Annotated in this window: 20 protein-coding genes; 12 read left to right on the top strand and 8 right to left on the bottom strand. The window is 72.2% G+C overall.

Going from position 1 to position 24017, the window contains the following annotated elements:
• Window positions 1-30 precede the first annotated feature (30 nt).
• From OTB20_RS18205 to OTB20_RS18250, 10 genes are all read left to right on the top strand, one after another.
• Window positions 31-831 carry a crotonase/enoyl-CoA hydratase family protein gene (locus OTB20_RS18205; RefSeq protein ID WP_267818768.1) on the top strand — a complete coding sequence of 267 codons (801 nt, stop codon included), beginning with the start codon at window positions 31-33 and terminating at the stop codon, window positions 829-831.
• A 212-nt stretch (window positions 832-1043) separates the two neighbouring features.
• On the top strand, window positions 1044-2012 hold the full coding sequence (locus OTB20_RS18210; protein WP_267818770.1) for a Zn-ribbon domain-containing OB-fold protein: 969 nt from the start codon (window positions 1044-1046) through the stop codon (window positions 2010-2012).
• The gene (locus tag OTB20_RS18215) at window positions 2012-3070 is read left to right on the top strand and encodes a thiolase domain-containing protein (protein WP_267818771.1); all 1059 of its coding nucleotides are present in this window, start codon (window positions 2012-2014) and stop codon (window positions 3068-3070) included. The genes OTB20_RS18210 and OTB20_RS18215 overlap by 1 nt, the downstream gene beginning before the upstream one ends.
• Entirely contained in the window at window positions 3067-4242 is a 1176-nt protein-coding gene (locus OTB20_RS18220; RefSeq protein WP_267818772.1) for a thiolase domain-containing protein, read from the top strand. The genes OTB20_RS18215 and OTB20_RS18220 overlap by 4 nt, the downstream gene beginning before the upstream one ends.
• Window positions 4243-4394: 152 nt before the next feature.
• A complete protein-coding gene (locus OTB20_RS18225; RefSeq protein ID WP_267818773.1) occupies window positions 4395-4634 on the top strand; it encodes a DUF397 domain-containing protein in 240 nt (79 codons plus the stop codon).
• 215 nt (window positions 4635-4849) lie between these two features.
• The gene (locus OTB20_RS18230) at window positions 4850-5002 is read left to right on the top strand and encodes a hypothetical protein (protein ID WP_267818774.1); all 153 of its coding nucleotides are present in this window, start codon (window positions 4850-4852) and stop codon (window positions 5000-5002) included.
• Entirely contained in the window at window positions 4992-5462 is a 471-nt protein-coding gene (locus tag OTB20_RS18235; RefSeq protein ID WP_267818775.1) for a hypothetical protein, read from the top strand. Before OTB20_RS18230 ends, OTB20_RS18235 begins: the two co-directional genes overlap by 11 nt.
• 48 nt (window positions 5463-5510) lie before the next feature.
• Window positions 5511-5927, top strand: coding sequence for an ACT domain-containing protein (locus tag OTB20_RS18240; RefSeq protein WP_267818777.1), 417 nt, complete (start codon window positions 5511-5513; stop codon window positions 5925-5927).
• A gap of 155 nt (window positions 5928-6082) precedes the next feature.
• Complete coding sequence (locus OTB20_RS18245) at window positions 6083-8761, top strand: ATP-binding protein (RefSeq protein ID WP_267818779.1); 2679 nt, start codon at window positions 6083-6085, stop codon at window positions 8759-8761.
• Between the two features lie 104 nt (window positions 8762-8865).
• Complete coding sequence (locus OTB20_RS18250) at window positions 8866-9366, top strand: hypothetical protein (protein ID WP_267755649.1); 501 nt, start codon at window positions 8866-8868, stop codon at window positions 9364-9366.
• 49 nt (window positions 9367-9415) lie between these two features.
• Here OTB20_RS18250 and kstD read toward each other — a convergent pair whose 3' ends face one another.
• From kstD to OTB20_RS18285, 7 genes are all read right to left on the bottom strand, one after another.
• Window positions 9416-11230, bottom strand: a complete 1815-nt coding sequence (gene kstD, locus OTB20_RS18255; protein ID WP_267818780.1) for a 3-oxosteroid 1-dehydrogenase — start codon at window positions 11228-11230, stop codon at window positions 9416-9418.
• 238 nt (window positions 11231-11468) lie between these two features.
• Complete coding sequence (locus tag OTB20_RS18260; protein WP_267818782.1) at window positions 11469-12899, bottom strand: pyridine nucleotide-disulfide oxidoreductase; 1431 nt, start codon at window positions 12897-12899, stop codon at window positions 11469-11471.
• Entirely contained in the window at window positions 12896-14104 is a 1209-nt protein-coding gene (locus tag OTB20_RS18265) for an MAB_1171c family putative transporter (RefSeq protein ID WP_267818784.1), read from the bottom strand. The genes OTB20_RS18260 and OTB20_RS18265 overlap by 4 nt, the downstream gene beginning before the upstream one ends.
• 34 nt (window positions 14105-14138) lie before the next feature.
• Window positions 14139-15290, bottom strand: a complete 1152-nt coding sequence (locus OTB20_RS18270; RefSeq protein ID WP_267818785.1) for an MAB_1171c family putative transporter — start codon at window positions 15288-15290, stop codon at window positions 14139-14141.
• Complete coding sequence (locus OTB20_RS18275) at window positions 15290-15877, bottom strand: toxin-antitoxin system, toxin component (protein ID WP_267818787.1); 588 nt, start codon at window positions 15875-15877, stop codon at window positions 15290-15292. Before OTB20_RS18275 ends, OTB20_RS18270 begins: the two co-directional genes overlap by 1 nt.
• Before the next feature lie 113 nt (window positions 15878-15990).
• Window positions 15991-16317: a hypothetical protein gene (locus OTB20_RS18280; RefSeq protein ID WP_267818789.1), complete on the bottom strand. Its 327-nt coding sequence runs from the start codon at window positions 16315-16317 to the stop codon at window positions 15991-15993.
• Window positions 16318-16700: 383 nt separating this feature from the next.
• Window positions 16701-17825: an aminoglycoside phosphotransferase family protein gene (locus OTB20_RS18285; RefSeq protein WP_267818791.1), complete on the bottom strand. Its 1125-nt coding sequence runs from the start codon at window positions 17823-17825 to the stop codon at window positions 16701-16703.
• 230 nt (window positions 17826-18055) lie between these two features.
• Between OTB20_RS18285 and OTB20_RS18290 the strand changes: the two genes are divergently transcribed.
• A complete protein-coding gene (locus OTB20_RS18290) occupies window positions 18056-19537 on the top strand; it encodes a hypothetical protein (RefSeq protein WP_267818793.1) in 1482 nt (493 codons plus the stop codon).
• Window positions 19538-19687: 150 nt separating this feature from the next.
• On the opposite strand, the gene OTB20_RS18295 is transcribed toward OTB20_RS18290, so the two are convergent.
• Window positions 19688-21109 carry a PP2C family protein-serine/threonine phosphatase gene (locus tag OTB20_RS18295; RefSeq protein WP_267818795.1) on the bottom strand — a complete coding sequence of 474 codons (1422 nt, stop codon included), beginning with the start codon at window positions 21107-21109 and terminating at the stop codon, window positions 19688-19690.
• 659 nt (window positions 21110-21768) lie between these two features.
• Between OTB20_RS18295 and OTB20_RS18300 the strand changes: the two genes are divergently transcribed.
• Window positions 21769-24003, top strand: coding sequence for a xanthine dehydrogenase family protein molybdopterin-binding subunit (locus OTB20_RS18300; protein ID WP_267818797.1), 2235 nt, complete (start codon window positions 21769-21771; stop codon window positions 24001-24003).
• The last annotated feature ends 14 nt before the right edge of the window (window positions 24004-24017 follow it).

Raw genomic sequence — 24017 nt, forward strand, 5'->3', positions numbered from 1 at the left:
TGTTCTAGGTCTTGAGACGGGAGGACGGCAATGGGTGGGACAGAACACCTGACCGTGGAACGCCACGGCGCCACGCTGGTGCTCACCATGAACAGGCCCGAGGCGAAGAACGCGCTCTCGCTGCCGCTGTTGGTGGGGCTGTACGACGGCTGGCTGGAGGCCGACGCGGACGACACGATCCGATCGGTGGTGCTGACGGGGGCCGGCGGGGACTTCTGCGCCGGCATGGACCTGAAGGCGCTGGCAGGCAAGGGCATGGCGGGCGACCAGTACCGGGACCGGCTCAAGGCCGACCCGGACCTGCACTGGAAGGCGATGCTGCGCCACCACCGGCCGCGCAAGCCCGTCATCGCGGCGGTCGAGGGCTACTGCGTGGCCGGCGGGACGGAGATCCTCCAGGGCACGGACATCCGGGTGGCGGGGGCGGGCGCGACCTTCGGCCTGTTCGAGGTCAAGCGGGGGCTCTTCCCGATCGGAGGCTCGACGGTACGGCTGCCGCGGCAGATCCCGCGGACGCACGCACTGGAGATGCTGCTGACCGGGCGGCCCTACGCGGCGGAGGAGGCGGCGCGGATCGGGCTCGTCGGGCGGGTGGTGCCGGACGGGACGGCGCTGGAGGCGGCGCTGGAGATCGCGGAGCGGATCAACGCGTGCGGGCCGCTGGCGGTGGAGGCGGTGAAGGCCTCCGTCTACGAGACGGCCGAGATGACGGAGTCGCAGGGGCTGGCGGCGGAGCTTCTGCGGGGGTGGCCGATCTTCGACACGGCGGACGCCAAGGAGGGGGCGCGGGCCTTCGCCGAGAAGCGGCCCGCGGTGTACCGGCGGGAGTAGCCGGCTCTGCCCGTGGCCGGGCCTCGGCTCGCGTTCCGGTGGTGCCGGTCCGTAGCGCGGGTGCGGCGCCGTTGCCGGGGGCCAGCTAGCCCCCGGACCCCCGCGCTCCAATCGCCGGCGGGGCCGATATCGCCCGTCCGGGCCGGATTCGCCGGGCGGGGCTGAGATTGCCCATCGACCGTTCTCGGAACCCACACATCGGAGACCCATCCATGACAGCCGCGTCCCCACCCGAGATCCTCCGGGCCCCCCTCGTCGTCGAATTCCCTTTCACCCGCTCCCTCGGCCCCGTGCAGAGCGCCTTCCTCACCGGGCTGCGCGAAAAGGTCGTCCTCGGGGTCACGACCGCCGACGGCAAGGTGATGGTGCCGCCGGTCGAGTACGACCCCGTCACCGCCGAGGAGCTCCGCGAACTGGTCGAGGTGGGTTCCACCGGGACCGTCACCACCTGGGCCTGGAACGCGTCGCCGCGACCCAACCAGCCCCTCGACACGCCCTTCGCCTGGGTCCTCGTCCGGCTGGACGGCGCCGACACCGCCATCCTGCACGCCCTCGACGCCCCCGGGCCCGAGGCGGTCGCCACCGGTATGCGGGTCCGCGTGCGCTGGGCCGGGGAACGGATCGGGGCGATCACCGACATCGCCTGCTTCGAGCCCGCAGAGTCCGGAGAAGGTGACGAGGGGGTCCGAGCGGCCCCGCACGGCGGGGAGTTCGAGGACGCCGTCACCGGGATCATCGCCGAGGCCCGCCTCGACTACTCCTACAGCCCCGGCCGTGCGCAGACCGCGTACATCGCCGGGCTCTCCGAACAGAAGACCATCGGCGAGCGCTGCCCCTCCTGCCACAAGGTGTACGTGCCCCCGCGCGGCGCCTGCCCCACCTGCGGGGTGGCCACCACCGACCGGGTCGAGGTCGGTCCGGCCGGCACGGTCACCACGTACTGCATCGTCAACATCAAGGCCAAGAACCTCGACATCGAAGTCCCCTACGTCTACGCCCACATCGCCCTGGACGGCGCCGGACTGGCCCTCCACGGCCGGATCGGCGGCATCCCGTACGACCAGGTGCGGATGGGGCTGCGGGTCGAACCGGTCTGGACCGAGGGCGGCCGCTACCCCGACCACTACCGCCCCACCGGAGAGCCGGACGCGGACTACGACGTGTACAAGGAGCTCATCTGATGGCCCGATACGCCCGCGAGGTCGCGGTGGTCGCCTTCGCGCAGAGCGACCACCTGCGCCGTACCGACGAGCTCAGCGAAGTCGAGATGGTCATGCCGGTCCTGCACAAAGTACTGGCCGCCACCGGACTGAAGGCGGGCGAGATCGGCTTCACCTGTTCCGGTTCCAGTGATTACCTCGCCGGCCGGGCCTTCTCCTTCACCATGACCCTCGACGGGGTCGGCGCCTGGCCCCCCATCTCCGAATCGCACGTGGAGATGGACGGCGCCTGGGCCCTGTACGAGGCCTGGGTCAAGATCCAGACCGGCGAGGCCGACACCGCGCTCGTGTACTCGTACGGGAAGTCCTCCCCGGGAGCCGTACGCGACGTCCTGACCCGCCAGCTCGACCCGTACTACGTGGCTCCGCTCTGGCCCGACTCGGTGGCACTGGCCGCCCTGCAGGCCCAGGCCCTCATCGACGCGGGGGAGACCGACGAAACCAGGCTCGCCGCGATCGGCGCCCGCAGCAGGGCCTCCGCGAGCACCAACCCGCACGCCCAGCTCACCGGCGCCGTCGCGCAGGGCGACTACCAGGTCGCCCCGCTGCGCACCGGCGACTGCCCGCCCATCGGTGACGGCGCCGCCGCCGTCATCCTGGCCGCGGGGGACACGGCCCGGCGGCTGTGCGAGCGGCCCGCGTGGATCACCGGCATCGACCACCGCATCGAGGCCCACAGCCTCGGGCTGCGCGACCTCACCGACTCCCCGTCCACCCGGATCGCCGCCCGGCACGCGGGCGTGTTCGAAGCCCCGGTGGACACCGCCGAACTTCACGCGCCGTTCTCCTCCCAGGAGGTCGTGCTGCGCAAGGCCCTCGGACTCGGCGCGGACGTCGCCGTCAACCCCTCCGGGGGAGCGCTCGCCGCCAACCCGATCATGGCCGCCGGCCTGATCCGGATCGGCGAAGCGGCCGCCCGCATCCACCGCGGCGAGTCCGACCGGGCCGTCGCGCACGCCACCTCCGGCCCCTGCCTCCAGCAGAACCTGGTCGCCGTCCTGGAAGGGGACCGAGCATGAGCACGACGGGCAAGGAGCCGGTGGCTGTCGTCGGCATCGGCCAGACCAAGCACGTGGCCGCCCGCCACGACGTCTCCATCGCGGGACTGGTGCGCGAGGCGGCGACCCGCGCGCTCGCGGACGCCGAACTCACCTGGGCGGACATCGACGCGGTCGTCATCGGCAAGGCCCCCGACTTCTTCGAGGGCGTGATGATGCCGGAGCTGTACCTGGCGGACGCCCTCGGCGCCGTCGGCAAGCCCATGCTCCGCGTGCACACGGCCGGTTCGGTCGGCGGGTCCACGGCGCTCGTCGCCTCCAACCTGGTCGCCGCCCGGGTCCACCGCACGGTGCTGACCCTCGCCTTCGAGAAGCAGTCCGAGTCCAACGCCATGTGGGGCCTCTCGCTGCCCGTCCCCTTCCAGCAGCCGCTGCTGGCCGGGGCCGGCGGGTTCTTCGCCCCGCACGTACGCGCGTACATGCGGCGCACGGGCGCGCCCGACGAGGTCGGCTCGCTGGTGGCGTACAAGGACCGCCGCAACGCGCTGAAGAACCCGTACGCGCACCTGCACGAGCACGACATCACCCTGGAGAAGGTCCAGGCCTCGCCGATGCTGTGGGACCCGATCCGCTACTCCGAGACCTGCCCGTCCTCCGACGGCGCGTGCGCGATGATCCTCACCGACCGCGCGGGCGCGGCCCGTTCACCGAAGCCGCCGGCCTGGCTGCACGGCGGCGCGATGCGCAGCGAGCCGACCCTCTTCGCCGGGAAGGACTTCGTGTCCCCGCAGGCGGGCAAGGACTGCGCGGCCGACGTCTACCGGCAGGCGGGCATCACCGATCCGCGCCGGGAGATCGACGCGGTGGAGATGTACGTACCGTTCTCCTGGTACGAGCCGATGTGGCTGGAGAACCTGGGCTTCGCCGAGGAGGGCGAAGGCTGGAAGCTCACCGAGGCCGGAGTCACGGAGCTCGACGGTGACCTCCCGGTCAATCCGTCGGGCGGCGTACTGTCCACCAACCCCATTGGCGCCTCCGGCATGATCCGCTTCGCGGAGGCGGCCCTCCAGGTGCGTGGTCAGGCCGGGGAGCACCAAGTCCCGGACGCCCGGCGGGCGATGGGACACGCCTACGGCGGCGGCGCGCAGTTCTTCGCGATGTGGCTGGTCGGAGCGGAGCCGCCGGCCTCCTGAACGCGGGGCAGTGGGGCCGGCGCATCGGACGGCCGCGCCGGCGGAGGTTACGCACAGGCCACGAGTGACGCACCGTGGCCTGTGCGGCACGGCGTGCGATGGCTAACCTGGCCCCGGGACGACGTACCGGGAGTACCGGGAGGAGCACGCACGTGGCAGAGAGCACGACTTCGCAGGCGCCGGTCGGCTGGGGAAAGCCGGACCTCGATCTGACCGAGGCGGACTGGCAGTCGAGCAGCCGGGGGGCGGGTGACGTCCAGATCGCCTTCGTGGAAGGGTTCATCGCGATGCGCAACGGCGACCGCCCCGAAAGCCCCTCGCTGATCTTCGCGCCGGACGAGTGGCGCAGGTTCGTCCTGAACGCGAGGGGCGGGGAGTTCGACCTGACCTAGTGCTGTGACCGGAAAGGTTCACCGGGTCGCGGCGCCCGGCACGGCACCTCGCGGCGTTGTCGGACCGGGCAAGTACGTCCAGTACGAGCCTCGGCCCTCCGCCTTGCGATGCACCGCACCGGACACCGCGACCCGGCAAACCTTCCCGGCCACGGCACTAGTCCCGTGACCGGCACACCTGCCGGTCGCAGCCCCGGGGCGCCGACGGTACGGGCGTGCGGCGCACCACCGGGCGCGGAGCCGCCGCCCCGCTGGTGCGCCGGGCCCCGTACCGGGCGCCCCCCACGGCAAAGTCCTTGCCGGACCCGGAGGGGCCCGGCATCATGACCGTCATGACGATCACCCGCCGAAAGGGCGATGCCGCGTAGACGGCCCGGCGCGCTACGCGCCGAACGAGGAACCTACGAGGACCGGCGGCCACCCGCCTGGGCGCGGGAACTCCCGCCCGTGGACCGGCTGTCGCCCGATGCCGCGGCAGCCGCGCACTGGGCCGGGCCCGGACGGGCCGACGAGGTCGCGGACCTGCTGGGCAGGTACCGCAACTTCTTGCGCCGCTCCGGCAGCCCCCTGCTCCTGAGCCCCTCCCCGTGCCCGGCCTGCCCCGGCTGCGCACTGGACGACGTCGCCGTCGTCCGGGACGAGCTGGGCGACCTGTACCGAGCCCTGCCGCCCCTCACCCGCACCGCACTGGGCCGCGCCCTGCGGGAACTGGACTCGCGGTTTCGCCGCCGCACCCTCCCGGACCCGGATCCGCCCCCCGCGGGGTGGGCCGACTGGAGCGGCCGGCCGCGCGCCTGGTGGCACCGGCGGCTCTACGAGGACGGCTGACCCGGGGTGTCGTACCGGCCATAACGGGACGGCCGGTACGGTGGCGGCATGAGCGGAGAAAACGACCTGCGGAAACTGCTGAGCGCAATGCGGCCCGAACTGCACGACGGGCTGTACGTGTTCTGCACCATCCCCTCGGACACCGACCCGCAGGCGCTGGCCGGGCTCACGCCCATCGCCTCCGTCCTGGAGCCCGAGGGCCTCACCCTCGTACTGAGCCAGGAGGACGCCGACGAGGCCGGACTCCCGTACGGCTACACCGCCGGCTGGATCACCCTGCGCGTCCACTCCTCCCTGGACGCCGTCGGCCTCACCGCGGCCTTCGCCACCGAACTCGGGGCGCACGGCCTGAGCTGCAACGTCATCGCCGGATATCACCACGACCACCTCTTCGTGGACGCCGCGCGGGCGGACGAGGCCGTGGCCGTCCTGGAAGCGCTCGCGGCCCGCTCCGCGCAGGACTGATCCACCGGGGCGACCGGCCGGCGGCCCCCGAAAGAAGATCAGCTCGATTTGCCGCACCGGGCTTCCCGTGCACGTGCGCGGGCGTACGCTGATCCCCCGAACAGGCCTGGGGGATACCAGCCATGACGGACCGTCGGACCCGCAAAAGGCGCACGATGTTCGAACGCGACACTGAGCTCACCGCCGTCGACGAAGCCCTGGAGCAGCTCACCGACCCGGGGCCCGAAGCCGGTGGAGCCCTGCTCGCCTTCTCCGGGCCCGCCGGCCTCGGCAAGACCGCGCTGCTCGGCGAAGTCCGCCGCCGCGCCCACTCCAAGGCCTGCAACGTCCTCGCCGCCCGAGGAGGCGAACAGGAGCAGAGCCAGCCCTTCCACGTGGCCCGCCAGCTCATCCAGCCCCAGCTGGCCGGTACCTCCGACGAGGAACTGCGCTCCGCCCTCGGCAGCTGGTACTCCATCGTCGGCCCCGCCCTCGGCCTCTGCGCGGCCGAACAGGGCGCACCGCCCGACCCCCAGGGCCTGCGCGACGGACTCGACTGGGTCCTCACCCACCTCGTCGTACAGCGCGCCCCCGTCGTCCTCGTCCTGGACGACGCACACTGGTCCGACCCCGAATCCCTCTCCTGGCTCGCCGCCTTCGCCCCGCGCGCCGAACACCTCCCGCTCCTCCTCGTCGTCGCCTACCGCCCCGACGAACTCCCCGCGCACGCCGAGGCCTTCCGTACGCTGCCCGGCCGCGCCGGACACCGGCCGCTGAGCCTCGCACCGCTCACCGCCGAAGCCGTGTCCACCCTCGTGCGCGAAGCCGTCGGGGACCACGCCGACGACGCCTTCTGCCGTGAAGCCTGGGCCGTCACCACCGGCAACCCCTTCGAAGCCGTCGAGCTCGCCGCGAAGGTGCGGGACAAGGGCCTCGCCCCCGTCGAAGCCAGCGCCCCGCTCCTGCGCGACCTCGCCGCCGCCCAGCGCGGCAGCGGACTCGTCGCCCGCCTCCACAGCCTCGGCCCCTCCACCGTCCGCTTCGCCTGGGCCTGCGCCGTCCTCGGCACCGACACCCCCAGGGAGCTCGCCGCCCGGGTCGCCGGACTCGGCACCGAGGAGGCCATCGACGCCACCGGACGGCTGCGCGACGCCCGCATCCTGTCGGCCGCCGCCGAAGAAGCCGCCGAGGAAGAGGAAGAGGCCGGGCTGGAGTTCGTCCATCCCCTCATCGCCACCGCCATGTACCGGGGGATCCCCGACGCCCTGCGGGTCGCCCTGCACGGAAAGGCCGCCGCCGCCGTGGTCGACGCGGGGCTCGGACCCTCCGCCGCGGCCCGGCACCTGCTGGAGACCCACCCCGAGAACGACCCCTGGGTGGTGCGCAACCTGCGCGAAGCCGCCCGCGAGAACCTCCGCGCCGGCGCCCCCGAAGCCGCCCGCCGCCAGCTCGCGCGGGCCCTGCGGGAGCCCCCGGACTTCGACGAGCGGGCGGCCGTCCTCTACGAACTGGGCTGCGCCTCCCTGCTCACCGAGCCCGCCAACACCGTCAACCACCTGCGCGCCGCCCTCGCGGAGCCCTTCGAGGACCAGGCGCTGCGCCAGGGCATCGTCATCCGGCTGGCGCAGGTGCTCTCGCACAGCGACCGCCTCGCCGAGGCCTCCGAATGCCTCGCGCGCGAGATCCTCCACACCCAGGACCTACGCGGCCGGCTGCGCCTGCAGTCCGAGCAGTTCATGTGGGACGCCTTCAACGCCGCCGAGCCGGACTCCCCGGCGCGCTCCCGGCGGCTCGCGAAACTCGCGGACCGGCTGACCGGGCGGGACCTCACCGAGCGGTACGTCATCGGGCTGCGCGCCTGGGACGCCTGCCTGCGCGGGGAGCCCGTCGACGTGGTCCTGCACCATGCCGGGCGGGTCCTCGAAACCGGGTTCAGCTGGGCGTACGAGGACCGGGGCTTCGAGGTCCCCGTGCTCGTCGCGATGGTCCACTTGTACGCCGACCGGCCGGAGCGGGCGGAGGAACTGTTCGAGGCCGGCACCGCCGAGTTCGAGCGGCAGGGCTGGCGCGGGGCGCACCTGTCCTTCGCGTACAGCCTGCGCGCGTACATCCGCTACCGGCGCGGACTGCTCGTGGAGGCGGAGGAGCTGGCGCGGGCCGGCCTGCGCCTCGCCGAACGCGTCGGACGGCGTACGCCCGTGCACTGGTACGCCATCGCGATCCTCGTCACCACGCTGCTGGCGCGGGGCCGGGTGGACGAGGCCTGGGAACTGGCCCGGGAACACGAGTACGGGGAGCCCTTCCCGGCGGCCGTCGTCTTCCCCGACTCCCAGACCGTCTACGCGGAACTCCTGCTGGCCCGCGGCCAGGCGAAGGCCGCGACGGCGGAGCTCGAGGCGGTCGACCGCAGGCTCTCCCCGAGGGGCATCCAGAACCCGTCCTGGTGCCCGTGGCGGCTCCACCTGGCCCGTGCGGTGTCCGCGGAGCATCCGGCGCGGGCACGGGAACTGTCGGCGGACGCGGTACGCAGGGCCCGCGCCTTCGGTGCCGCGTCGGGCATCGGCCAGGCCCTGCGGGTGGCCGCTGAGGTGGCCTCGCCGCAGGACCGGCCGGGGCTCCTGGAGGAAGCCGTGGCAGTGCTGTCGGATTCGCCCGCGGGCTACGAGCTCGCGCTCGCCCTGGCCGCGCTGGGGGAGGAGCGGGGAGACCCGGACGTACTGCTCCGGGCGGTGCTTGCGGCCCGGGAATGCGGTGCGGACGGCCTGCTGCGCACCGCCACGACGGCGCTGCTCCAGGCCGGCGGCGCCCTGCCCCGCGGCTCCGCGCCGGCAGACGACCCGACCCCCGTCGGCTGACAGGCCCCGCCGGCGATCTGGTCCGGTCCCCGGGGGGCCGGAGCCGGTGGCCCGTGGTGGGGGTGGAGGGCCGGGAAACGCGGGCGGGCACGTACCATGGCGGCATGTCCTTCCTCCGCCGCCACCGCGCCGCCACACCCGACGGCCCGGACTTCGACGTCCTGGCCATGGACCCGGGGGACTGGCCGGGCAATCTCGGGGCCGGGCTGCTGCCCGCGCCCGACGGCAGCTGCCAGGGTGTCTTCCTCCGCTACGACCTGTTCGGCGGACGCGGCCCCGCGATGATCATCGGAAACCTCCCCGAGGGTTCCCCCGCCCGTGACCTCTCCGAGGGGCAGGTTCCCTTCGAGGTGGCCCAGCTCCTCGACGCCCTCGAGAACGACGAGGACGTCGAGGTCACCGGCGCCGAGGACTGCCCCGTCATGCAGGGCGACAACCTCCTCATCGTCCGGAAGGTCAAGCTCTCCGAGAGCCGGATCAGCTGCGTGCAGTTCGACCGCAGTGACAACGTGCTGGTCACCATCGCGAGCTGGGACCGTCCGATCACCGACGACCTCTACGCGCTGCTGAAGCCGCTCCCGGCCGAGCTCTTCCAGCAGGGCTAGCCCGAGGCCCCGAGCCCGGCCGGTCCGGTCGGCTCGGCCGGTCCGGCCGTCACACGCCGTCCGCGATGTCGTTGGCGGCCACGTACCCGAACGTCATCGCGGGACCGATCGTCGACCCGGCCCCCGCATAGCTGTGCCCCATCACGGCCGCACTCGCGTTGCCCGCGGCCCACAGGCCCCGGATCACGGATCCGTCCGCCCGCAGCGCCCGGGCCCGGGTGTCCGTGACGATGCCGCCCTTCGTGCCCAGGTCACCCGGCACGATCTTGAAGGCGTAGAACGGCGGCGCCCAGATCGGGGCCAGACAGGAGTTCGGCGTCACGCCCGGGTCCGTGTAGTAGTGGTCGTACGCGGTGTCGCCCCGGTGGTAGTCGGGGTCGGTGCCGTTCCACGCCTGGGCGTTGAACCGGTTGAGCGTGGAGCGCAGGGCGGCCGCCGGCACTCCGATCTGGTTGGCCAGCGCGTCCCAGGTCCACGCCTTCTTCGCCGCGCCCACCTCGTACCAGGAGTCGGGGAAGGAGATCGTCGGCAGGACGTCCTTGAACAGGTACTTGCTGCGGTAGTTCTGATCCACGATCAGCCAGGCCGGAATGTGCGAGCCAGTCGCAACCCGGTCCTTCTCGTACATCACGTGCACCACATCGCTGTACGGGGCAGCCTCGTTGACGAAGCGCGCGCCCTTCGCGTTGACCATCAGGCCGCCGGGCAGGGTCCGTTCGGCCAGGCAGAAGTACGGCTCCGCGGGGAGCGGGATCGACGGGCCCCACCAGGCGTCCTCCATCAACGCCAGCGCCGCACCGGCCCGTTGGCCCGCCCGGATCCCGTCGCCCGTGTTCTCCTTCGCGCCGACCGACCACTGGGTGCCGATCGGCTGCTGCTGGTACTGGGCCCGCATCTCCGCGTTGTGCTCGAAGCCGCCCGAGCCGATGACCACGCCCTTGCGGGCCCGCACCACGCCCCGTACGCCCCCCTTCTCCACCACGACGCCGGTGACCGCGCCGCCCTCCTGGACCAGGTCGACGAGCGGGCTGTTCAGCCACACCGGGACCCCGGCCTGCATCAGCCCGGCCCGCAGCCCGGTCGCCAGGGCCTGCCCCATGGTCAGCGGCTTCTGCCCGCACAGGGCGGCCGCCGTACCGCGCGCCAGGCACGCGGTGGACACCGCGAGCCCTTCGGCGCTCACGGCGGCGAGGTTGAGCCACTTGTAGTCCTGGCTGAACACCACCATTCCGGCGGGCACGGGCATGTACGCCGGGTTCAGGTGGGCCAGTTCGGCGCCGAGGATGTTCCCGTCGATCTGGTCCGGCTCGATGGAGCGGCCGTTCGGGAGCCCGCCGGGGAGGTTCGGGTAGTAGTCGCTGTAGCCGTCCATGAAGCGGAAGCGCAGTGGGCTGTTGGCCATCACGAAGTCCAGCATCCGGGGCCCGTTGGCGAGGAAGGCCGCCTGCCGGTCCGCGGAGGAGCCGTTGCCGACCACGGCCGACAGGTACGCCGCCGCCTTGGCCGGGGTGTCGGGGACGCCCGCGCCCAGGATCACCGAGTTGTTGGGCAGCCAGATGCCGGCGCCGGACCGGGCGGCCGAGCCGCCGAAGGTCGGCGCCTTCTCGGCCACGAGCACGCTCAGGCCCCGCTTGGCCGCGGTGAGCGCGGCGGTCATTCCGGACGCGCCGGAGCCGACCACGACGACGTCGTACTCGCCGAGCACCGGCCCGTTCGCTCCGCCGTCGGCGTACGCGGCGGTGGACGGCAGCACGGTGGCGGCGAGCGCCCCGGCGCCGGCGAGGACCTTCCGGCGGGAGGGGAGGGCTGCGCTCGGTTCGGAACTCGCATCGGAACTCGCGGCGGAGGCGGTTCTCGCGGTCATGGGCAGGCTCCAGCGGAGAGGGGAGTGAGGGGACGGATCCAGCATTCTGATGCTGAGTCAGAAAAGGTCTTCGGGGGATCATGTGAAGTCAAGGCATACGCGCCAGTCGACCTGCTCGCCGGACAGCGGCCCGGACACGAGAATTCCCGTGGCCCGCACACCTGGTGTGCGGGCCACGGGATCTCGCAATCCCGGGACCGCTGCCCGGCGGGAATCCCGCCGGGCCCCGTCCCGCACCTCAGACCGTTCGGCTCTTCTCGGCCCGGACCAGGGGCTCGCGGTCCAGGACGCTCCGCTCCCGCTCGGTCAGATCCGGCCCTTCGAGCAGCGGCCTGCGCAGGCCGCGGGTAGCGGCGAACAGGACGGCGGGGCCGGCGAGCACCGAGGCGGGCTTCTTCATGGTCATCACGTCCGTCAACGCCTTGACCACGAGGAAGTTGCCGATCGCGGTGCGGCTCAGCCGTTGTACGTACCGTGCCGCGAGCTTGTCGCCCAGGGTGGGCGCCTTGGTGACGGCGCCCGGGTAGAACCGGTCCTGGCCCACGGCCAGCAGCCAGGCGGCGGTGGCCGGCCGCGCTACGGCCTTCTGGGCCCGGGTGGCGAACTTCGCGGAGGTCACGGGCATCTTCGCGGCCGTGTCCCGCAGGGCGACGGCGCCGAGAGCGGCCGCGGACATGCCGTGGCCGTAGACCGGATTCAGGCTGGTGGCGGCGTCGCCGAGGACGACGAACCCGGCGGGCATCGCGGCCTTCTCGAACCGGCGCTGCCGGTTGGCGGTCCGCCCGTACACGACGACGTCGCTGACCGGCTCCGCGCGGGCGAGGAACTCGGCCGCCAACGGGTGGCGTACTCCCCGGGCGAACTCCTCGAAGAGTGCCTCGTCGGCGCTGGGCTCGCCGCCGCGGGTGCCGGAGAGGCTTATGTGCCATTGGCCGTCCTCGATGGGGATGATCGAGACGACCTGGCCGGGCCGTCCCTCCCGCGGGTCCGCCTGGATGTGGATGACGGGCCAGTTGGTCTCGGTGCCTTCCGGGGCGCGGTAGCGGCGGCTGGCGTACCGCACGCCTGCGTCCACGACGGTCTCCTCGACCACGGGGCCGCCGATCTCCCCGAGCCACTGGAGGATCTTGGAGCCGCGGCCGGTGGCATCGATGACGAGATCCGCGTCGATCACGCTCTCCTGGCCGTCCTTGTCCTGGACGCGCACCCCGCTCACCTTCGATGCGTTGCCGACGAGCGAAATGACCGTCGCACCCGTACGCATACGGATGTTGGGGATCTGAAGAACAGCGGCCCGCACACCCCAGTCGACGAGATCGCGGCTGGCTCCGATCAGGTAGTGGGTCTCGGTCCAGCGCCGGAACCAGCCCGCGGGCGCGAAGGAGACCATCCCGTTGGGGATCGGGATGCGGTGTGCGCCGGCCTTCAGCCAGCGGTCGGTCGTGCCGGGGAGCAGCTCCTCGATGGCGTCGGCGCCACCCGCCCACAGCATGTGGGCGTGGGCGGCCTGCGGAAGTCTGGGCCTGGGCACCGGGGTTTCGGGGAGGACCCTCTCGCGCTCGAGGACGAGGACCTCGGAGACGTGCGGCGCCAGGGCGGCGGCCGCGAGGGTGCCGGCCAGGCTGCCCCCGAGGATGAGGACGCGGGTCGTGCCGGTGGGCTGGGTCATCGGGTGCTGCTCTCTAGGACTGCGGCTACGCGGGTGGCTCGAACGATGGGGGACTTCGCCAGGGCCTGGGACAGGAGTACGAGGCCGGCGGCATTGACGGCGGAGGAGAGCACGGGGCCGTCGCCGGACCGCTCATCGGGCACGGCGCTCTGATCGGCGGTCCTCGTGGCCCACACGACGACGGCGTGTGCCACGGCCGCGGCGTCCGCGATGACGGCCGCGTCCTCGTCGGTCCGGGCGGTCTTGCGGGCTTCGACGAGGGAGAGGGCGTGCACTTCGGGGTCCAGGTAGGGATGAATGGTGAGTATTCCGTCGTAGATCTCCGACTCCAGCTGGCACACTCGCACGTCGATCGGGGTCCGCAGACCGCCCACCAGGTTGATGCTGTGCGGGGTGGCGACCCGCAGCTCCCTCCACGCGGGCTGTAACTGGTGGTACCGGCGCCAAGGGCCCACCAGTTCCATGAACCGCTGGGACAGCCGGGGCAGCACGAAGCCGATGCCGATGAGCAGCGCGGAGAGCGCCGCGATCGGCGGTGCGACGGGCCAGCTCAGACGGTCCAGGTCGTGGCCGGTCCAGCGGGCGCCGACGGCCGTGAACTTCAGGGCGTCGTAGACCAGGCTGAGGACGTAGCCGATGAGGATCAGGACCAGCCCGGCGCGCAGGGGCCCCTGGACCACCCGCGCCCAGCGGGTGCACAGCACGGTCATGGTGACCGCGGCCGTGGTGTGCGCGACCAGGTACAGCACGATCATCTCGCGGATGTACGGGGTGTTGGCGTAGTACGTGTCGAGGTCGACCAGCCGCTCTGCGGGGGCGTCGCCCAGGGCGAAGAGCCCGATGACGGCGGTGATGACCGCGAGCGTGGCCCAGTGGCAGCGCCGGGACCACCGGGCCGCCTGCTCCGCCTGGGCGGGTCCGCTGCTCCAGTGGATGACGAGCACCAGGCTGGAGCCCGAGAACGCGGTGAGGATCGTGTACACGACCGGGGCGGCCGCGTTCGGGATGCCGGTGATCCGGTTGATGGCCGCGATGGACGGAACCGCGGCGACGGCGAACACGCCGGCGGCGACGAAGAGCAGCACACAGACGGACCTCAGCAGCTCGTCCTTGGGGATGCGCCAGACAGCGGGCAGCTTCAGACAGCCCGCCAGCAGCAGGAGCGCGCCCGGTACGTAGAACGCGACGCCGTTGGGATTGCTCACGAAACGACCTGATCCATGGGGGGTGCCTTTCTCACTAGGCAGCCACGGAGTCGTGGCGAAGGGCGCCGTACTCGCGGGAGATCCGTGCGATCCCCCGCGTTCCGGTGCCGAGCACGGCGCCGAGGGCGGCGGTGCCCGTCTCCTGGGGTTCCTCGCCGGAGCCGGCGGCGGATTCCTTCGCCGTGATGGCCACCGCGATCATCGTGGCCGCGGCCACGGCCCAGGCGTCGTCGGGGCTGACTCCGGCCTCGAGCGCCCGTTCGTGCCGTGCCGTCATGGTCCGGAGGTCGCAGTACGGGGCGAGGGCCAGCAGATCGTCGTGGATGTCCGTCTCGCGGTCGAGGAGGCGGGAGCCGAAGGGCTCCCACCAGCTGGTGGGAGTCGGCACGCCCATGACGGTACGGAGCCCGCGCCACAGCGGCCCCATCCACCGGTAGGTCTGCCAGGCCTCCCAGGCCGTGGTTAGGCGCCGGCCCTGAGGCAGCAGGAAGCCGGAGGTGGTCAGGACCGCGCCCATGCCGGCCAGCGGCGGGGCTACCGCCGTACTGAGGAAGTCCAGGTCGCCACCCGCCCAGCGGGCGATGACGGCGACGGCCTTCACCAGGCCGAAACCCGTGCTGAAGGCGAAGCCGGCCACGAGCGTCAGCAGCCCTGCCCGCAGCCACCCGTCCACCACCCGCGACCACCGCCAGCACATGGCCGGCACGACCACACCGATCATGATGTGCCAGCCGAGGTAGACAACGATCATCTCGCGGATCCACGGCGTGGACGCGTAGTAGGTGTCCAGGTCCCGGAGGCGTTCCACCGGAGCATCGCCCAGGGCGAAGCACACCGCGAGCAGCAGGACGACGGACCCGCAGGCGCCGAACCACCGTCTCACGCGGCGCTGGACGGCCGCGCCGAACCCTTCGCGCCAGTACGCGAGCAGCACGATGCAGCACGTGTTGAAGACGCTGAGGATCGCGTAGACCAGTGGCGCGGAGACGTTCGGCACCCCCACCACCCGGTTGACCACGGTGATGGTGGGGGGTGCGGCGAGCGCGAATCCGGCGCCGGACATGAGGAGCAGTCCGGCGACGGACCTGATCATGGGGTCGCGCCGGCGCCGCAGGAGTCCCGGGAGCCTGAAGAGGAAGGCGATGCCGAGGGCGGCCGCCGGTACGTAGTAGTCCGATCCGTTCATCAGCCGTCGCCGAGGGAGGCCTGAATCCTGGCGGCGGGTCCCTCGAGTACACGCTGCGCGGGGTCGAATTCGACCAGGTGGCGAAAGCGCCGGCCGAGCATGCGGCCGTACTGCTCGGCCTCCGCCTCGTCGCCGGCGAAGGCGTGGGTCCGCGCGGCGACCAGGCGCACGGCTTCGTGGAGCTCCCCGGGGCTCAGGACGTCGTCGCCGAGCAGGCGCGTGGCGACCTGAGCTCCCAGTACGTGGGTGCCGTGGTGGCCCCGGACCATGTGCCAGATCTCGTGGCCCAGGATGACGAGGGCATGGAAGGGGCTGGTGCTCTTGGCGACGACGATGACGTCCTCGGTCTCGCGGTCCAGCCAGAGTCCCGACACCGGCCCGAGGCCCTGCGGGAAGTCCCGGCGCACGATGCGGACGGGACGCGAGGGATCGCCGCGGTACACGGTGAGGTGATCGGAGATACGGGCGATCAGCTCGTCGATGTCGCTGGGCGCGGGCCTGCCCAGGCCGGCGTACAGCTCATCGCACAGCCGGACCATCTCACCTTCCAGCTGCTGGCCACGCCGCCGGTTCCACACGATCCCCACCCCTGACTCCTCACCCGCGCACCGCGTGTAGTCCCCTGCGCCCCTGCGCCCCTGCGCCCCTGTGTTCCTGCGTGTGCCCCTGCGTCCCGGTCGCCCGTGCCGGCGCCCTCCGCTCACGTCGTCAGCGGCTGGTCCTCCACGATCGGGTTCAGCAGGTCCTGCGTCGCGGCCAGCGTCTCGGGGGCGCCCCTGAAAGCGACCGAGCGCAGCTGGAAACGTTCCTTCAACTCGCGCAGGCCGGTGAGCTGCCGGGCCTGCTCGTGCGCGAGCCTCTCCTCCAGGGCGCGGCCCAGAGCCTGGGACGGCGTCGCGGTCAGGAAGCCGCGGGGCACCTTGAAGAGGTCCTCGATCCGGGAAGCGAGTTGCAGGCTGGGTACTTCCCCGATCAGTTCTTCCAGGAGACGCAGACTCCTCAGGTGTGGGTCACCCTCGTCGATCACGGACGCTCCTGGCGGGTCGGTGGCACTGCGGCGGCCGGAGGACGGCGCCCTTACCGGCGAAACCACTAGACCAGAGCGACGATCGATCCCACAACTGAAACGATCGTCGACTTCCCCAGGCCAAGGGCCGAGGGCCCGGCCATCCAGAGGGACGAGGTCTCCTAAGGACGACCAACCGTCCGGAGCCGGGAAGTTCGGTCCGCCCGGCCGGCGCGCGGACGCACCGAAGTCCCGCGGCCTGATCGCCGCGGGACTTCGGTGCCAAGGGATTCAGGTGCTACGGGACTTCGCTACTACGGGACTTCACTACGGGACTTCAGTACTTCGGGGCGAGCGAACCGGGCGTGGGCCACGGGACTGCCGGACCACGGACCCCGCGCGGTTCAGCGCGTGCCCACCGCCGCACGGACCGCTCTGCGGGCCATGCCCGCGTCGTCGTGGAGGCGTCGCAGCAGCAGGCGCTGCTCCTCGCCCGAGGACAGGGAGCCCGCAGGCTGGGCCTGGGCCGGGGCGACCGTCAGCATCGAGCGCTGCACGGCCGTCTCCGACATCCGGATCTCCCGGGTCAGCACCAGCATCAGGTTGACCAGGAACGCGTCCCGCGCGGCCGGTCCGGCCGCCTGCGCCAGGCGGCTGATCTGGGCGCGGGCGGCCGGGGCATCGCCCAGTACCGTCCACACGGTGGCCAGGTCGTAGCCCGGCCGGTACCAGCCCGCGTGCTCCCAGTCGAGGAGCACCGGACCCGCCGGGGAGAGCAGCAGGTTCGACAGGAGTGCGTCGCCGTGGTTGAACTGCCAGGGGTTGCCCGACAGCTTCACCCCGTGCAACAGCTTCTGCAGGTCACCGAAGTCCCGGTCCGTCAGCAGGCCCAGCTGGTAGTCCCGGGCGATCCGCCGGTCGTAGTCCAGCGGCCGCCCGAACAACTCGTCGGCGGGCCGCCAGCCGTTGACCTGGCGCACCGCTCCGAGCGCCGCCCGCAGGTCGGCCCGCGGCGGGGCCTCCACCGGATGCCGCTGAAGCGCGGCGACCCGGCCGGCCATCCGTTCGACGATCAGTACGCAGTTCTCCGGATCGGCGGCGATCAGCCGCGGCACCCGGACCTGAGGACGGTGCCGGACGAACGTCCGGTACGTCGCTATTTCGTGCCGGTACCGCTCGCGCCACTCGGGCGAGTGATCCAGTAAAACCTTCGCAACGGCCGTCATCCGTCCCGTGGTCCCCACCAGAAGGACGGACCGGCCGCTGCGGCGCAGTACCTGGATGGGCGCGAACTCCGGACAGATGCGCTGCACGGAGGCGAGCGCGGTGCGCAACTGCGCCCCTTGGGGACCCGAAAGGTCGATTCTCCCGCTGAGCGGCTGCGATCCGGTCCCCGGCATCCGCCGTGCCCGGACGGCGCCCGGCGCCGATGCCGCGGGGCGGCCGGGTTCGAGGTAGGGGCCGCCGCCCGCGGGGAGTGTGCGGTGCGACCGGACCGGGGCGGACACGGAGGACGTTGATGCGTACATGGCGTTACGGATCCCTTCGTGCGCCGACGAGCTGCATACGCCGCCCCGCCGGATCCCGTGCATCACCCTGGGGAGTTCCGTCGGTGACCGGGTCGGGGAGGCGCATTCCTACCTGACACCCGGGCGTGGGTGGCGGACCACATTGCGCGCCCTGGCGAACCCTGGCGAATAGTCGCTCGGCATCTGACGGGGGGTTACTGTCAACTCAGCCGAGAACCTGGGGGCTTGACGTGAGCAAAGGTCCAAACACCCGTCTGAACGACCTGTTCGGCCTGGCCGGCTGGTCAAAGGGCGAACTGGCGAGGATGGTCAACCGGCAGGCGGCCTCTATGGGCCACCACCAGCTGGCGACCGACACCTCGCGGGTGCGGCGCTGGATCGACATGGGGGAGACCCCGCGCGAACCGGTGCCCACGGTACTGGCAGCACTGTTCACCGAGCAGCTCGGTCGTGTCGTGACCATCGAGGACCTCGGGTTCGTACGACAACGGCGCACCGCCAAAAGGCAGTCGGACGGGGAGCAGGAGAACCCCGACGGAATGCCATGGGCGCCCGAACGCACAGCCGCGGTCCTCACCGAATTCACGGGAATGGACCTCATGCTCAACCGTCGCGGTCTGATGAGCGCGGGTGCCGTGCTCACCGCCGGCTCAGCCCTCAGCAATGCCATGCACGACTGGCTCCACACCGACCCCGCCCGCGCGAAGGGCGCGCAGCGCCACGCCGACGGCTTCCAGGCCGACACGGCGGGCTACGACCGCTACGAGGCCGCCCCCATCGGCTCCCAGGAGATCGAGGCGCTCGAGCGTTCGGTGGACGTCTTCCGCGCCTGGGACGCCTCCAGAGGCGGCGGCCTCCAGCGCAAGGCCGTGGTCGGGCAGCTCAACGAGGTGGGCGGCATGCTCGCGTACCACCACCCCGACCACCTCCAGCGCCGGTTGTGGGGGGTGGCGGCCAACCTGGCGGTCCTGGCGGGCTGGATGTCCCACGACGTGGGCCTGGAGCCCACAGCTCAGAAGTACTTCGTCATCGCCGCGCACGCGGCCCGCGAGGGCGGCGACCGCCCGCGCGCGGGCGAAGCGCTCTCCCGGGCGGCCCGTCAGATGGTTCACCTGGGCAAGCCGAACGAGGCCCTCGATCTGATGAAGCTGGCGCAGTCGGGCTCCGGCGAGCAGACCCTGCCCCGGACCCGCGCCATGCTGCACACCATCGAGGCCTGGGCGCAGGCCGCACTCGGCAAGGGGCAGGCCATGCGCCGCACCCTGGGCGAGGCCGAGGACCTGTTCGTGTCCAGCTCGGGTGACGTGCCGCCGCCGTCCTGGATGCAGCACTTCGACGAGGCCGATCTGCACGGCATGCAGGCACTGGCCTTCCGCACCCTCGCCGACCACGATCCCTCGGCGGCGCCCATCGCGCAGAAGCACGCGAAGGAGGCCCTGCGGCTGCGGGCCGACGGCCACCAGCGCTCGAAGATCTTCGACTACATCTCGATGGCCTCCGCCTGCTTCATCGCCGACGACCCGGAGCAGGCCGACCGCTACGCCCGCCTGGCCCTGGTCTCGATGAACGAGACCTCCTCGCACCGGACATGGGACCGGCTGCGCGAGATGTACCGGCTGACCGGCCACTACTCCGGTTTCACCGGCATCGAAGAGCTCCGCGAGGAGATCAAACTGGCCCTGCCGGACAGTTCCTTGGCGCGTACGGTCTGAGGCCGGTGGCTCCCCGGGTCCGCGGGCGAGAAAGGCCGCGCCCTCCGGCGCGGCCCTGACGTGATGCGAACTGCCTTGTGCTCCTGTGAACCGACTCCTGCGAGGTACCTCCCAGTGCTGCTCCCGTACCTCGTGCGGTCCCGAAGGCCGCTACGAGCCGATCCGGGCCACCAGTACGCAGGCGTCGTCCTCGCGCTCGCCCTCGCCGAACTCTCCGATCACCAGGCGCACGCAGTCCTGCGCGGACCGGGCGGCGGAGAAGTGCGGTGCGAGCGCGAGCAGTCGCTCCGTTCCGTCCGCCCTGCTGAACTCGATGCTGCGCGGCGTCAGTCCGTCGGTGTGCAGTACGAGTACGTCGCCCACCTCGAGCCGCTCCTCGGCCTGCCCGTACGAGGCTCCGGAAGTCGCTCCCAGCAGGATGCCTTCGGGCGGCAGCAGCGACCGGCCCTGTCCGCGGCGGAACAGCAGCGGGGCGGGGTGGCCGGCCTGGGCCCAGGTCAGCACCCGGCGGGCCGGATCGTAGAGGCAGCACACCGCGGATCCCAGCGCGGGCTGGACGGAGGTCTCCAGGAGCTGGTTCAGCCAGCCCATCAGGGGGCCCGGCTCGATGCCGGCCATCGCCATGCCGCGCAGGGCGCCGAGCATCATCGCCATGCCGGAGGTCGCGGCCACCCCGTGACCGGTGAGGTCACCCACCGTCAGCATCGATTCGCCGTTGGGCAGTTGCAGCGCGTCGTACCAGTCGCCGCCGATGAGCGCGCTGGTCGCGGAGGGCAGGTAGTGCGCCGCGACGTCCAGTGCCCCGGTGTTGTCGTGCGGGAACCGCAGGGAGCCGCGCCACGGGGGGAGCACGGCTTCCTGCAGCTCGACCGCCATCCGGCGCTCGGTCTGTGCGATCTCCTGCCGGCGCTGCAGCGAGTCACGGGACTCGCGCACCGCCCGCTGGCTCCGGCGCAGTTCACTCACGTCCCGCAGTACGGCCCACATGGAGGCCGTGCAGCCGTCGGAGTCGAGTACCGGCTCGCCCCTCATGTGCAACGTCCGGACCCGGCCGTCGGACCGGACGATGCGGAACTCCCCGTCCATCGGCCTGCCGTCCACCAGACAGGCCGTCACCATCGCGGTCAGCAGCGGCTGGTCCTCGGAGAAAAGGGTGGATCCCAGTTCGTCGAGGGGCAGCGCGCCGGCCTCGGGGGAGCGGCCGAAGATCTGGAAGAGCTCGTCGGACCAACTGACCTCATCGGTCAGCAGGTTCCACTCGGCGCTGCCGACCCTGGTCTGCTCGGCTCCCGTCTCGGGGGCGGCCTGCGGGAGCCCGGCGGACTCGGAGATGGTGGGCGGCAGACCCTCTTTGAGCTGACCGAGGTGCTCGCGGAGATCGTCGAGGTGGTGGACTGCGAGGTCGCACAGTGCGCGCTGCCAGCGTCCCTGCGCGTCGTCGTCGTCGACGACGGTGTCACGGCGGACCGCGTCGACTTCTCCCCGAAGCCGTCGGGTCTGCGAGATCAGCGCGTCCACCGACCCCGGCTCGGGGGGTTGCGCGGGGCGGTCCGCGTACAAGTGGGACGGCATCTGAACTCCGATACAGGCGCGGCACGGCCAAGTCTGAGGAGGGACCGGTTCTGAAGGAAGGGCCGGTAACGACTGTGGCACAGCCTGCGACGGCCTGTAAGGCGTTTGGCAACATCTGAGGAGGACTTGCTTAAGGCATATGCCCGAGGCCTTCCGGGCTCTCCTGGAGTGTGCGAACGAATCCGGTCAACTCCTGTCGGGGGCCGACGCCCGGCCCCCGCCGGCCGTTGCCGCTTCCGGGCCGTGGCGCGGAGGCCGGTACCTGTCGGCCCTCGCCGCAGGGCGCCCCGTGCGCTCACGGATGCGCCGTGTTCCGCCCACCACTCCGCCCCACCGGCCCGTCCACCGTCCGCCCGCGGCCGGAAAACGCCCTGCGGACGAGAGTGGTCGATCGTACGGCCGAGGTGTACGAGGCGTGCCCGGGCCGTGCGGGCGCGAAGACGAAGCGGGCCCCGGATCAACACGGCCGGACCGGTACCCCCGAACGGAGGAACCCGCGCTCCGGCCACTCGTGTCCCCGCCGGCCGGCGGCGTGTCCGGGATTGCGCCCGGGATGTGATCCGAACTTCCCACCACACCCCCGGATCGCTACTCTACGTGCCGGTAATAAGTCGGGGAGGCCCTCAGGCGGGCCGCGCGCAGGGTGGGGACACAACGACATGACCGGGCAGAGCCACGCGCCGACCGACGGGCGGACCCGGCGGTCCTTCCTGACCTACCTCGTCGCCGCACCCACCCTCGCCCTCGTCACGCGCGCCGGCGCCGACCTCCTCGCCCCGCAGCCCGCGCATGCCGTGATCCCGACCCTGCCCGCCCCCGCCGACCTGGTCGACCTCGGCGACCTGTTCATCCTGGCCGGCGCCCCCACCTCCGCCCTGCTCGCGCTCGTCGTGGAGGCCGACGGGAGCATCCGCTTCCGGCTGCCGCGCGAGGAGGTCGGCCAGGGCCTCACCACCGCCGTGGCGATGCTCGTCGCCGAGGAACTGGACGCGCCACTGGCCGCCGTACGCGTCGAACTGGACGATGCGCGACCCGAGCTGCTCTTCAACCAGCTCACCGGATCCTCCAACTCCATCCGCTCCCTCTACGGCCCGGTCCGCCAGTGCGCCGCCACCGCCCGGGCCCGGCTGGTCGCGGCCGCCGCCATCCGCTGGAGCCTTCCGGCGTCCACCCTGACCACGGCGAACGGCGCCGTCCGCGCTCCTGACGGCCGCACCGCGCACTACGGCTCCCTCGCCGCGGCCGCCGCCGACCCCGCTCTGATCGTCCTCGGCGCCACCCCCAAGCCGCAGGCCGAGCACGCCCTGGTCGGCAGGCCCACCAGCCGGATCGACGCCCGTGCCATGGTCACCGGGGCCCTGCGCTACACCCTCGACCTGGACGTGCCCGGGGCCAAGCCCTGCGTGGTCCGCCGCCCGCCCACCCTCGGCGGCGGCGTCCGCTCCGTCGCCAACCTCGCCGCCGTCCGAGCCATGCCCGGCGTCCTGCATGTGGTCACCGTCGCCACCGGTGTCGCCGTCGTCGCCGAGACCTTCGGTCAGGCCCTCGACGCCAAAGCCGCCCTCCAAGTCACCTGGGGCCCGGGCCCCGCCGACCAGCTCTCGGACGCGCAGGTGCGTACGAAGCTGCGCGCCGCCACCCTGCCGCTGCTGGTGCCGCCGCTGCTCACCGCGCACGTGGACGCCGAGTTCGACTTCGCCTTCGTCAGCCACGCGCCGATGGAGACCAACTCGGCCGTCGCCGACGTGCGCGAGGACCGAGCCGAGATCTGGTCCGGCCTCAAATCGCCGATCGTGGCCCGCGAGACGATCGCCGCCGACCTGGGCCTGCCGCTCGACAAGGTCACGGTCCACGTGGTGCAGGCCGGCGGCTCCTTCGGCCGGCGGCTGTTCTTCGACGCCGCCCTGGAAGCGGCCCGGATCTCCAAGGCCTGCCGGCGCCCGGTCCGTCTGATGTGGACCCGGGTCGACGACACCCGGCACGGCCGGATGCGCCCGGCCACCCACCACAAGATCCGCGCCACCCACGCGCTGGGTGAGGTGCTCAGCTTCGAACACCGGGTCGCCGCGGCGGAGACCGACTTCCGGCACGGACTCGGCGAGATCATCACCGCGACCGCGGCCGGCCTTCCGCTCGGCATCGGCAACGCCACCCTCGCCCAGACCCTGTTCCTCACCACGATCAAATCCCCGTACCACTTCGGGCTCACCACCCAGGCGCTCACCGAGGTCCCGACCGGCGTCCCCACCGGGTCCTGGCGGTCGGTGTACTCGGCGAACACGCGGGGCGCCGAGGAGATCGTGGTCGACGAGCTGGCCGCGGCGACGGGCCGGGACCCCTACCGGTTCCGGCGGACCTTCCTGAAGACGGCCGCCCAGCGCGCCGTGCTCGACAAGGCGGCCACGGAAGGGGACTGGGGCCGGGCCATGCCCGCCGGGTGCGCCCAGGGCATCGCCTTCCACGAGGAGTACAAGTCCCGGACGGCCTGCCTGGTCGAGATCGACACCAGGGATCCGGAGCACGTCCGCGTCACCAAGGCGGTCATCGCCGTCGACGTGGGGCTGCCCGTCAACCCGCGCGGTCTGGAGGCCCAGATGATCGGCGGCCTGACCGACGCGATCTCCACCACGCTGAAGGCCGGCCTGCACCTGGACAAGGGGCTTCCGCTGGAAGGCAGTTACAGCCAGTTCCACTGGGCCCAGCAGCGCGACACCCCGCGGGACGTACGCGTCTTCGTGCTCCCGGCGACCGGAACCGAACCCGGCGGCGCCGGCGAGCTGGGTCTGCCCGCCGCCGTGGGCGCGATCGCCAACGCCTACGCGCGGGCCACCGGCACCAAGCCGCGCAGCTTCCCCCTCGACTTCGACGTCGACTTCACCCCCTACCCCCGCTAGTCCAGGAGCCGAGC

The sequence above is a fragment of the Streptomyces sp. H27-H1 genome (assembly GCF_026627445.1).
In the GTDB taxonomy this organism is placed as follows: domain Bacteria; phylum Actinomycetota; class Actinomycetes; order Streptomycetales; family Streptomycetaceae; genus Streptomyces.